This is a genomic window from Neisseria sp. P0014.S009, assembly GCF_051958155.1.
GTDB lineage: Bacteria > Pseudomonadota > Gammaproteobacteria > Burkholderiales > Neisseriaceae > Neisseria > Neisseria flavescens_C.
On sequence record NZ_JBQCVS010000234.1, the window covers coordinates 1 to 241 of the forward strand.

Consider the following 241-nt stretch of genomic DNA (forward strand, 5'->3'; position numbering starts at 1 on the left):
GTGTATGAACGCTCGAAAAAACATGGGCTGTTCCGGGTGATCCCCATTAAAGGGGCATCCGTCTACGGAAAGCCGGTGGCCAGCATGCCACGTAAGCGAAACAAAAACGGGGTTTACCTTACCGAAATCGGTACGGATACCGCGAAAGAGCAGATTTATAACCGCTTCACACTGACGCCGGAAGGGGATGAACCGCTTCCCGGTGCCGTTCACTTCCCGAATAACCCGGATATTTTTGATC

Annotated in this window: 1 protein-coding gene; it reads left to right on the forward strand. The window is 52.3% G+C overall.

Features of this window, described 5'->3' with window-relative positions; all coding sequences use genetic code 11:
• Positions 1-241 (forward strand): terminase gpA endonuclease subunit (locus ACTHS4_RS12465; protein ID WP_440366044.1); only part of this gene is annotated, 241 nt, incomplete at both ends.